This is a genomic window from Streptomyces liliiviolaceus (assembly GCF_018070025.1).
Classification (GTDB): domain Bacteria; phylum Actinomycetota; class Actinomycetes; order Streptomycetales; family Streptomycetaceae; genus Streptomyces; species Streptomyces liliiviolaceus.
On record NZ_JAGPYQ010000001.1, the window covers coordinates 3,108,585 to 3,118,503 of the forward strand.

Consider the following 9,919-nt stretch of genomic DNA (forward strand, 5'->3'; position numbering starts at 1 on the left):
CGGGCGCTGGGCGGGCGGTGGGCCGCGCCTCACAGCCCCCGCTCCACAATGCCCCGCACCACACCCAGGTCCACCAAGTCCTGCGGCCGGATGTGGAGTTGGTCGGCCGTGGCCCGTACGTCCTCCGCCGGCCGCTTGAGGATGGCGGCGGCGAGTTCGGGGGCGATGACGGAGAAGTAACTGTCGGGCGTGGCCCATGTGTTGTCGGGGGCGGCGAGGGCCAGGGCCCCGCCCGAGCCGCCCTCCCCGATCAGCAACGTGGTCACCGGGGTCTCCGCCCCCGCCACCGCCGCGAACAGTTCCGCGATCGCCGCCCCCGCGCCCTGCCTCTCCGCCTCCGCGTCGTTGGCGGCGCCCGGGGTGTCCACCAAGGTCAGCACGGGGATACGGAGCCGGTCCGCGAGCCGGATCAGCCGGGTCGCGGTGCGATAGCCGGCGGGGCGCGTGGCGGTGCCGGCCTGGGCCGCGTACGCGACCGTACGGCCGTCCTCCGCCCGGACGCCGAAACCGCAGAGCATGCCCTCGTCGGTGCCGCCGCAACGGTCACCGCTGATCGCCGCGCGCCGTTCGAAGCAGGCGTTCAAATAGGCTTCCGCGCGTGGCCGTCGCGGGGCGCGGGCTGCGTGCACGGCCTCCCAGCCGGTGGCCGGGAGGCCGGCGCCGCCCAGCGCCGGAGGCGGCGGCACGGGGTCCGTCGACGGGTCGGTCAGCAGCCGCAGCCAGCCCGCCAGCGCCTCCGGCAGCTCCCGCTCGGGCACCACCGCGTCGACCGCCCCCGCGGCCAGTTGCGCCTCGGCCGTGTACGCGGCCGGGTCCGCGTCGGGCGGCCGGACCCGCGAACCCGCGAAGCCCACCTGTGCGCCGGGCAGCGCGAGGATCACATCGGCGCCCGCGCCCAGGGTGGCCCAGCCGCCGCCCGTCGTGGGGTCGCGCAGCACGGCGATCTGGGGCAGCCGGGCCGCCCGCGTGAGCGCCGACTGCCGTGCCACCCGCTGGAGTTGGACCAGCGCGCGCATGCCCTCCTGCATCCGGCTGCCGCCCGTCGCGACGAGGGAGACGACCGGGAGGCGGTGCTCGCGCGCGTAGGTGTGCGCGGCCTCCAGCCGGTCGCCCGTGCGCTCGCCCAGTGAGCCGCCGAGGAACCCGAACTCGAAGGAGATCAGCACGGCCGGGGTCGTACGCCCGTCCTTCCCCTCGACGGCGGCGGTGCCGCAGACGACGGACTCCTCCTCGCCGGTGCGGTCCGCGGCCCGGGCGCGCGAGGCGCCGTAGCCCTGCCAGGACAGGGGGCCGTCCGGACCGTACGAGCCCGGTGGGGCGGGGGCGGGCAGGTCGGTGAAGTCGGTGCTGACGAGGGCGATCGCCTCGCGGGCCGTGAACCGGCGGGAGCCGTGGTCCGCGGCGCCCTCAGTCATGGGCCAGCGCACGCTTCATGATCTTGCCCATGTCGTTGCGGGGCAGGGTGTCGAGGTAGTGGACGACGCGGGGCCGCTTGTGGGGTGCCAGACGGTCGGCCACGTGGTCGGCCAACTCGGCCGCGGACGGCGGAGTCCGGGCATCGACGGGCACGATCCACGCCACGATCCGCTCACCGAGGTCGGCGTCCGGTTCGCCCGTGACCGCGGCCTCCCGTACACCCGGGTGTTCGATGAGGGCGTTCTCGATCTCGCCCGCGCCGATCTTGTAGCCGCCGCTCTTGATGAGGTCGGTGGCCTTGCGGCCGACGATGCGTACGTACCCGTCGGGGTCGCGCACCGCCATGTCACCGGTGCGGAACCAGCCGTCCTCGGTGAAGGCCGCCGCCGTCGCGTCGGGCCGGTTCAGATACTCGGTGAAGAGGTTCGGCCCCCTGACCTGGATCTCGCCCACGGTCTCCCCGTCGTACGCCTCCAGGGCCGTCGTGCCGTCCTCCTCCGTCAACCGCAGTTCGACGCCCGGCAGCGGTACGCCGACGGTGCCCGCGCGGGGCTCGCCGTCGGCGCGGACGCTGGTGTTCATCAGGGTCTCGGTCATCCCGTACCGCTCGATGACCCGGAGGCCCGTCGCCTGAGCGATCCGCTCGTGGTCGTGCACCGGCAGGGCCGCCGAGCCGGACACGAGCAGGCGTGCCCGCGCCAGCGCCTTCGCGAGCGCCGGGTCGTCGGGCAGGGACTCCGCGATGCGGTGGTACATCGTCGGCACCCCGAACAGCATCGTGGCGCCGCCGCTCAACTCCCTTGTCACACCCGCCGTTTCGAAGCGGCCGAGGTGCCGTACGGATCCGCCGCGGCGCAGCGGGCCGAGGATGCCCAGGATCAGACCGTGCACATGGAAGAGGGGCAGGCCGTGCACGAGGACGTCGTCGCCGGTCCACTGCCAGGCGTCCGCGAGGGCGTCCAGGGTGGTGGCGACGGCCCGGCGCGGGATGACGGCACCCTTCGGGGGGCCGGTGGTGCCGGACGTGTAGACGACGAGGGCGGGCAGGTCGTCCGCGAGGTCGCCCGTGTCCGGGGCGAGGGCCGGCGAGGCCGGTCCGGTGGCCCGTACGTCGATGTCGACGTCGACGCGCGCCAAGGACGCCGGCGCGTCCGGGAGTCGGTCGTCCGGGGCGGCCAGTACGAGGGACGGAGCGCTGTCCGCCACGATGTGCCCCAGCTCGCCGCCGCCCGACTTCGGGTTGAGTGGCACGGCGGGCACCCCGGCCAGCAGCGCGGCGACCACGGCGACGGCCGTCTCCAGGGTGGGCGTGGCCCAGACGGCGACCCGGCCCGCCTCCCCGACGCGGGCGGCCAGCGGGGCGGCGGTCGCCGCGAGTTCGCCGTAGGTCAGGGAGCGGTCGCCGAAACGCAGGGCCGGCCGGTGCGCGGCGGTGCCGTCCGGGTCCGCCAGTGCCTCGGTCAGGGCCGGGAAGAGAGGGGACACGCGTGCGTACTCCTTGGTCGTCGGGCGTCGGGCGTCGGGCGTCGGGCGTCGGGCGTCGGTGCGCGGGCGTTCTCGTTCGTATCAGGGTGTCGGACGCGGCGGGGCGTGCCGGTGTCACCCCCAGTCGGGTACCACCAGCGCGAGCCACACCACGGCGGGGACCACGGCCACCACGATCCCTCCGTACATCATCAGCTGCCGGAAGAAACGCTCCCGGTCGACTCCGGGTGCCGCGGCGAGGACCAGGGCGCCGTTCGTCGAGAACGGGCTCACGTCCACCACGGTCGCCGACACCGCGAGCGCCGCGACCATGCCGATCGCCCCGATCTCGCCCTGCGCCAGGAACGGCACCGCCAGCGGGATCAGCGCTCCCATGATGCCGACCGAGGAGGCGAACGCGGAGACCAGCGCGCCGATGTAGCAGAGCAGCACGGCCGAGAGCAGCGGGACGCCGATGTCGCTGACGCCCTCGCCCGCCCAGTCGATCGTGCCCATCTCGTCGAGGACACCGACGTACGTCAGCACACCGCAGATCAGCAGGACCGTCGGCCAGGCGATCTGGCTGACGGCGTTGCGGCTGTCCTCGGCCCAGACCGTGCTGAGCAGGACGGCGAGGGTGATGGAGGTGAGCCCGGCGTCCAGGTCGAAGACGAGCACGGCGACGACGAGGGCGACGAGCGCGGCGAGGGTCGCGATCCGGGCGGGGTTGAGCCGGGAGGCGTCGTCGTCGGCGTCCAGCGTCACCACGTCCCCGTCGCCGCCCCCTTCCCCGTCTCCGGTCCCGCCCCCGGTCGCCTCTTCGGCCGACCCTCCGGTCACCGCCGCGGCCTTCCGCCGGTCATGGTCGATCGTTTCGGCGCGGCTCAGTTTCAGGCCCCCGAACAGCACGAACACGATCGCCGCGATCACGAGGTTGACGACGAGGGAGGCGAGGAAGAGGGCGATCTCGCTGCCGGGGAGGCCCTCGCGCTCGACGATGCCGTTGACGATCGATCCGTAGATGCTGATGGGGGAGAAGCCGCCGCCCTGGGCGCCGTGCACCACCATCGCGCCCATCAGCAGCGGGCTGATGGAGTAGCGCGCGGCGAAACTCAGGGCGATCGGCGCCACGATGGCGACGGCGGCCGGACTGACCGCGCCGATCGCGGTCAGCGCGCCGGTCAGCACGAACATCACCCACGGGATCAGCACGACCCGTCCGCGCACGAGCCGGATCGAGGCGTGCACCAGCCAGTCGGTCGTGCCGTTGGCGCGGGCGATCGCGAAGAGGTACGTCACACCGACGAGCACCACGAAGAGGTCGCCGGGGAAACCGGCGAAGATCTTGTCGGCGTCGAGGTCGGCGACGAGTCCGCCCACTCCGAACGCGGCGGCGAAGGCGAGGGCGCCCATGTTGATGGAGCGGGTGGTGGCGATGACGAACACCACGACGAGCACGAGGATCGATATCAGTTCGGCGGACATACGGGCTCCCGTCTTTGGGTCCCTTGTCGAGTGGGGGGCCGAGTGGGGTGGGGGAGGTGGGGGACGTGCGTGGGGTGGTCAACTGGCTGAGTGGCCAAGTGGCTGAACCACATTGGGCGGCCGTGGTGGAGAGCGTCAAGAGAGATGACGTAAATTGGCTCAGCCACTCATCCACCAGATCGAGAGGTAAGGGGGAAGACCGGACATGACCGACGCACTGCGGCCCATGGGGTCCAAGCCGCGCCTGTACGAGCAGGTCCTCGACCGGCTGCGCAGTTACGCCGCCGAGGGCGGCCTCGGTGCCGGTGACAGGCTGCCGCCCGAACGCGACCTGGCGGCGAGGCTGGGGGTCAGCCGCGCCTCCGTGAAGCAGGCCATAGTCGTTCTGGAGGTCCAGGGACTGGTCGAGGTCCGGCACGGCGGCGGCACCTACCTCGTCCGTGACACCCTCGACGCCGAGCCGGTGGAACAACTCGTCGACCGGCGGCGCAGGTTGCCCGACGTGCTCGACGCCCGCGAGGCGCTGGAGACCAAGCTCGCGGAACTGGCCGCCGAGCGGCGCACCGACGAGGACGTGGCCGCCATGGACTCCGCCCTCGCGCACATGCGGGCCGAGATCACGGCGGGCGGCCACGGGGTGGAGGGCGACCGGCTCTTCCACGCGGCGGTCACGGCCGCCGGGCACAGCACGATCCTCGCCGAGTTCATGCGCTCGATCTCCGACCAGATCACCGAGAGCCGCCACGAGTCGCTGCGCCAGCCGGGTCGGCCGACCCGGTCCCTGACCCAGCACCGAGCGATCTTCGACGCGATCGTGGCCCAGCAGCCGGGGCGGGCCGCCGCGGCGATGCGGCGGCACGTCCAGACGGTGGCGAGGGTGCGGCTGCTGGACTGGGACCCGGAGGAGAGCGGGCCGCAGGGGCCCTGACGGGCGTGGTTAGGATCGGGTGTTATGACCGTGTCCTCCGCACCTTTGCCGCCCCAGCAGTCCCCTGCGCCCCAGCCGTCCCCGTCCCCGTCGTCGGTGGCGGCGGGCGGTCGGGAGCCCACCATCCTCGCCACGTCCGGCGGCCACCGCGGCTGGGGCGCCCGGACCATGGTGGAGTTCGACGCGCTGGTGCACCACGCGGTCGACCTGTCGGGTGCGCACGGCCGCCGGCCGCGGGTGATGTACGTCGGTACGGCGATCGGTGACGCCGAACACTTCGCGGCGCGGATGGCCGAGGCCGCGCGGGTGGCGGGGTTCGACCTCGTTCCGCTCAACCTCTTCCCGAGGCCCAACTTCGACGACGTCGAGGGCGCCGTCCTGGAGCAGGACGTCATCTGGGTGATGGGCGGCTCGGTGGCCAACCTTCTCGCGGTCTGGCGGGTGCACGGGCTCGACGACATCATGCGCAGGGCGTGGCGCTCCGGGGTCGTCCTGAGCGGGGTCAGCGCGGGGTCGATCTGCTGGTTCGAGGGCGGCGCGACGGACTCGTTCGGGCCTGAACTGCGGCCCGTGACGGATGCGTTGGGTCTGCTGCCCTACGGCAACGGCGTCCACTACGACTCCGAGTCGCGCCGCCGTCCCCTGATCCACGACCTCGTCGCGAAGGGCACGCTGCCGACGACGCACTGCACGGACGACGGGGTGGGGCTGGTGTACCGGGGGACTGAGCTGGTGGAGGCGGTGGCCGAGGTCTCGGGGAAGGGGGCGTATGTGGTGACGCGGGTCGGTGACGGGGTGGTCGAGGAGCGGTTGGAGCCGCGGCGGTTGCCGGAAGTCGGGTAGGCGCGCCTCAGGGGGTGGGGGTGCGGGATGTACGGCGGGTGCGGGCCGGTGGGGGCTGGTCGCGCAGTTCCCCGCGCCCCTAAAAGATTGCGCCGTTCCCCGCGCCCCTGAAGGCAAAAGATTGCGCCGTTCTCCGCGCCCCCGAAAGCCGAAAGACTGCGCCGTTCCCCGTGCCCCTGAACGTGGGGTGCGGGTGGTTGTTAGTCTGCGGGCCGTATGGCCGGAGTGAGTTGATATGCCGTCTGAGGAGCCTGTCGTGGCCCGTACCGCTTCCCGTATCGCGCTGGTCACCTGCCAGGAGGTGCTGGAGTCCGGGTACGACCGTGACCTGCCCGCCCTCGCGGACGCGGTGCGGGACGCGGGAGCCGAGGTCGCCGTCGTCGGCTGGGACGACCCCGATGTCGAGTGGGGCGGCTTCGACCTCGTGCTCATCCGTTCCACCTGGGACTACAGCTGGCGGGCCGCCGAGTTCCTGGCGTGGGCCGACCGCTGCGGGGCCGCGACGACCCTGGCCAACCCGCCGGAGGTCGTGCGGTGGAACGCCGACAAGCGGTACCTGGGCGACCTGGCCGCCGCCGGTGTGCCCGTCGTCGACACCCGCTACCTCGCTCCGGGTGACCCGGCCGACCTGCCCGGCGACCGCGAGTACGTCGTCAAGCCGACCTCGGGGGCCGGGGCCCGGTACGCGGCCCGCTACACGCCCGAGGACCACGACACCGCCGTACGGCACCTGGAGCGCATGCACGCCGAAGGGCTGACCGCGATCGTGCAGCCGTACGTGCGGAGTATCGACACGGCGGGGGAGCGGGCCCTGCAGTTCTTCGGCGGGCGTTTCCTCCACGCCATCCGCAAGGGGGCCGTCCTCGAACCCGGCACCGCCTTCGACGACGAGAAGGTCCCGCACCCCAACCTGCGGACCTGGGAGCCGAGCCCGGCTGAACTCGCGGTCGCCGAGCGGGCGTTGGCCGCCGTGCCCGGTGCGCCCGAACTGCTCTACGCCCGGGTGGACCTGGTGGACGGCGACGACGGGGCGCCCCGCGTCATGGAGCTGGAACTCGTCGAGCCCAATCTCTTCCTCTTCCTGCACGAGGACTCCGTGCCGGTCGTCGCCCAGGCCGTCGTCAAGGCCGCCGTCCGGTGACCGCCACGCGCTGAAGCAGGCCGTACGTGAACTCCGCGGCGCAGTCCCGCCGCACACCCTCCGGGCCGTCCGGGTCCTGCGGGCCGTCCGGTGCCGTGAAGGCCAGCCCCCAGCGCGTCGGCGCCGACCCCTCCAGCGGCCGGGCGGGCGCGAAGGCGCGGGCGGCCTCGTCGACCGTGCAGGACCAGGGCGTCAGGTCCGCCAGGGAGCGAAGCTCCGGCGCGGGGGCGCCCGGCGCGCGCACCAGCCACTCGTTCCAGGCCACCCCGCCCGGGGCCACCAGCACCTCGAAGCGCAGGTCCGGCCAGAGGGGGACCGGCCACAGCAGCGCGTCGCAGGTCAGGTCGCCGATCCGCCGGGGCGTCACCGACTCCGGGTCGCCCAGGATCGAGCGGTAGCGGGCGACAGCGCCCCGGCTGCGCGGCGCGTGCCGCATCGCCTGCCAGCGCCGGTTGGCCTCACGCATCCCGGCGACCGAGACACCCAGCGTGTGGCGGGCGTCCTCCACGAGGTCCGCGTTGTGGTCGGCCATGCGGCGCAGCAGTACGAGCTGGAAGTCGAGGGGGGTGAACGGGGCGGCGCTAGCCGGCTTGGCGGGAGGCATGCCTCCCATCGTCCCGCACGGGCTCCGCATGGCGTACGTGCCCCGCGTGCCGCCCGCCCGGGCGGCGGCCGTCGGGGAGGAAGAGCACCGAGTTCACGTACCGCACGTATCCCGGGCCCCGGAAGGGCAGCACCCGGCGCAGCAGGCCCTGGGAGACCACGTGCGAGGCGCGTGCCTGGTGGGCCTCCAAGTCGAAGGAGGACAGCGGCAGCCAGGTGTCGCCGGGCAGCACCCAGCCCTCGTAACCCCGCTCGGAGAGGTGGCGGACGACCGTGTCGACGGGCTGGATGCGGGCCTCCAGCTCGATGAACAGGGCCGGGCGGTCACGGCCGAGGAGGGTGCCCGCCCCGCGCAGCACCGCCAGCTCGCTGCCGTCCACGTCGATCTTGATGAAGCCGACGTCGTGGAGGTTCAGGCTGTCCAGGGTGAGGCAGGGGACGTCCAGGGCGCGGGCGTGGATGTCCCGCCGGACCAGGGACGAGACGCCCCGGTCGCCCTGGTCGCCGGGCGGCAGCCACAAGCGGGCCGTGCCGGATCGGTCGCTCGCGGCGGCACGGACGACCTGGACGTTCCCGGGGGTCGCGGCGGTGATCAGCCGGGCCAGATGCGGGACCGGTTCGACCGTCACCACGCGGCGGGCCCGGCCCGAGAGCCGGCGGGTCCAGGGGCCGTACCAGCCGCCCACGTCGACGGCGGTGCCGCAGCCGGACGGGCAGAGGTCGCCGAGCCGGGCCAGTTCGGGCTCGAAACGCGGATAGACGAGCCGGGCGGCCGAGGCGACCAGCCGTACCGGCACGAAGGGGGCCAGACGGGCTGCCAGGGTCATGGCGTCATCGACCCCGGCTTCCGGGGCTCGCCGCGGGAGCCGGTCTCGCCGCCCCCGGTGATCCGCAGCAGCAGATCCTCGTGCTCGTCGTCCGTCACCTGCTCGCCGGAGGACGGCAGGAGCTGCGGGATGCCGTCCACGATCGGGTAGCGGCGGCGCAGCCGCGGATTGTAGAGAGCGGCCTCAGTACCCTCGGTGGCCTCCGGGCCCCCCGTCTCTCTCCCGAGGAGATGCAGCGGCCCCTTGTCCAGCGGGCACGCCAGTATCTTCAGCAGCGGGTCGTCCGGGTTCATGGCTGGTCAACTCCCGTGTGGGGGACAAGGACTGGGGTTGTGGCGGTGGATCGTGCTTGGGCATCGCGAGGAGCACGGAGACCGCCAGCGCCGTACCGCCGATCCGCAGCGCCAGCCGCAGCGGATCCTCGGGCAGTGCCTCGCCGAACGAGACCGTGCCGAGGACGGCCGTGAACAGACAGGTCACCGTCGTGCAGACCGGCACGATCAGCGAGGCCCGGCAGCGCTGCAGCGCCGCCTGCGACATGACCAGGCCGAACACCCCGGTGAACAGCAGGAGATACGGGTACGGGGAGCGCAGCACCCCGAGCACCGCGCCGCCGAACCCGCTCCCGGTGAGGTGGCTCGACACGCCCTTGATGGCCAGCGAACTGACCCCGTACAGCAGGCCCACCGCCACCCCGTACTCGACGCCCGTCGTCGGCATGCGGTGCCGGTGGCGGGCGCGGCGCTCGGCGGACCCGTACAGCCAGACGCCCAGGGCGAGGGTGGGGACGCAGACCAGCAGGATCAGCGGGGCCGGGGCGCTGCGGCTGACCGTGTCGGAGCCCTCCTTCAGGGACAGCACCACCATCAGGAGCGCGAGCAGGATCGCCCCGAGCGCGTACCGTTCGCGGCCCGAGGTCTCCTCGCCGAGCAGTACCGAGGAGAGCAGGACGAGGATGACGAGCCCGGAGACGAAGATGCCCTGCGCGGCGGCGATCGGCAGGGTGCGGTAGACGACGAGCTGCGCGCCGAACCCCGACGCGAGGGCGAGGGACCCGCCGATCCACAGCCAGCTGCCGAGGACCAGCCGCAGCAGCCGGGCGGGGCGGCGGACGCTCACCTCGGGCAGTGCCGCGAGCGCCCGTTTCTCCAGAACGAATCCCGCGCTGTAGAGCACGTTCGCCAGCAGGGCCGCGGCCACTCCCCACCACAT

General features: G+C 73.3%; 10 protein-coding genes. 3 read left to right on the forward strand and 7 right to left on the reverse strand.

What is annotated here, in order from left to right:
* Nucleotides 1-29 precede the first annotated feature (29 nt).
* The 3 genes from J8N05_RS13570 to J8N05_RS13580 all read right to left on the reverse strand — a co-directional run bounded on the left by J8N05_RS13570 (nucleotide 30) and on the right by J8N05_RS13580 (nucleotide 4,365).
* Entirely contained in the window at nucleotides 30-1,415 is a 1,386-nt protein-coding gene (locus tag J8N05_RS13570) for a carboxyl transferase domain-containing protein (RefSeq protein WP_210882862.1), read from the reverse strand.
* Nucleotides 1,408-2,901, reverse strand: coding sequence for an acyl-CoA synthetase (locus tag J8N05_RS13575; RefSeq protein ID WP_210882864.1), 1,494 nt, complete (start codon nucleotides 2,899-2,901; stop codon nucleotides 1,408-1,410). The genes J8N05_RS13570 and J8N05_RS13575 overlap by 8 nt, the downstream gene beginning before the upstream one ends.
* 114 nt (nucleotides 2,902-3,015) lie before the next feature.
* Nucleotides 3,016-4,365, reverse strand: coding sequence for an SLC13 family permease (locus J8N05_RS13580; RefSeq protein ID WP_210882866.1), 1,350 nt, complete (start codon nucleotides 4,363-4,365; stop codon nucleotides 3,016-3,018).
* A gap of 205 nt (nucleotides 4,366-4,570) precedes the next feature.
* On the opposite strand from J8N05_RS13580, the gene J8N05_RS13585 reads away from it, so the two are divergent.
* The 3 genes from J8N05_RS13585 (at nucleotide 4,571) to J8N05_RS13595 (ending at nucleotide 7,277) form a co-directional block, all read left to right on the forward strand.
* Nucleotides 4,571-5,293, forward strand: a complete 723-nt coding sequence (locus J8N05_RS13585) for a FadR/GntR family transcriptional regulator (RefSeq protein WP_210882868.1) — start codon at nucleotides 4,571-4,573, stop codon at nucleotides 5,291-5,293.
* Between the two features lie 168 nt (nucleotides 5,294-5,461).
* Entirely contained in the window at nucleotides 5,462-6,136 is a 675-nt protein-coding gene (locus J8N05_RS13590; protein ID WP_210890167.1) for a Type 1 glutamine amidotransferase-like domain-containing protein, read from the forward strand.
* 256 nt (nucleotides 6,137-6,392) lie between these two features.
* Nucleotides 6,393-7,277: an ATP-grasp domain-containing protein gene (locus J8N05_RS13595; protein ID WP_383937710.1), complete on the forward strand. Its 885-nt coding sequence runs from the start codon at nucleotides 6,393-6,395 to the stop codon at nucleotides 7,275-7,277.
* Here the strand turns inward: J8N05_RS13595 and J8N05_RS13600 are convergent.
* Genes J8N05_RS13600 through J8N05_RS13615 form a run of 4 tightly spaced genes read right to left on the reverse strand, consistent with a single transcriptional unit; the run spans nucleotide 7,258 to nucleotide 9,919 of the window.
* The gene (locus tag J8N05_RS13600; protein ID WP_210882870.1) at nucleotides 7,258-7,890 is read right to left on the reverse strand and encodes a hypothetical protein; all 633 of its coding nucleotides are present in this window, start codon (nucleotides 7,888-7,890) and stop codon (nucleotides 7,258-7,260) included. The genes J8N05_RS13595 and J8N05_RS13600 overlap by 20 nt on opposite strands.
* Nucleotides 7,859-8,707 carry an FkbM family methyltransferase gene (locus tag J8N05_RS13605; RefSeq protein WP_210882872.1) on the reverse strand — a complete coding sequence of 283 codons (849 nt, stop codon included), beginning with the start codon at nucleotides 8,705-8,707 and terminating at the stop codon, nucleotides 7,859-7,861. Before J8N05_RS13605 ends, J8N05_RS13600 begins: the two co-directional genes overlap by 32 nt.
* Nucleotides 8,704-9,000, reverse strand: coding sequence for a Trm112 family protein (locus J8N05_RS13610; protein WP_210882874.1), 297 nt, complete (start codon nucleotides 8,998-9,000; stop codon nucleotides 8,704-8,706). The genes J8N05_RS13605 and J8N05_RS13610 overlap by 4 nt, the downstream gene beginning before the upstream one ends.
* Nucleotides 8,891-9,919: a hypothetical protein gene (locus J8N05_RS13615; protein WP_210882875.1), complete on the reverse strand. Its 1,029-nt coding sequence runs from the start codon at nucleotides 9,917-9,919 to the stop codon at nucleotides 8,891-8,893. The genes J8N05_RS13610 and J8N05_RS13615 overlap by 110 nt, the downstream gene beginning before the upstream one ends.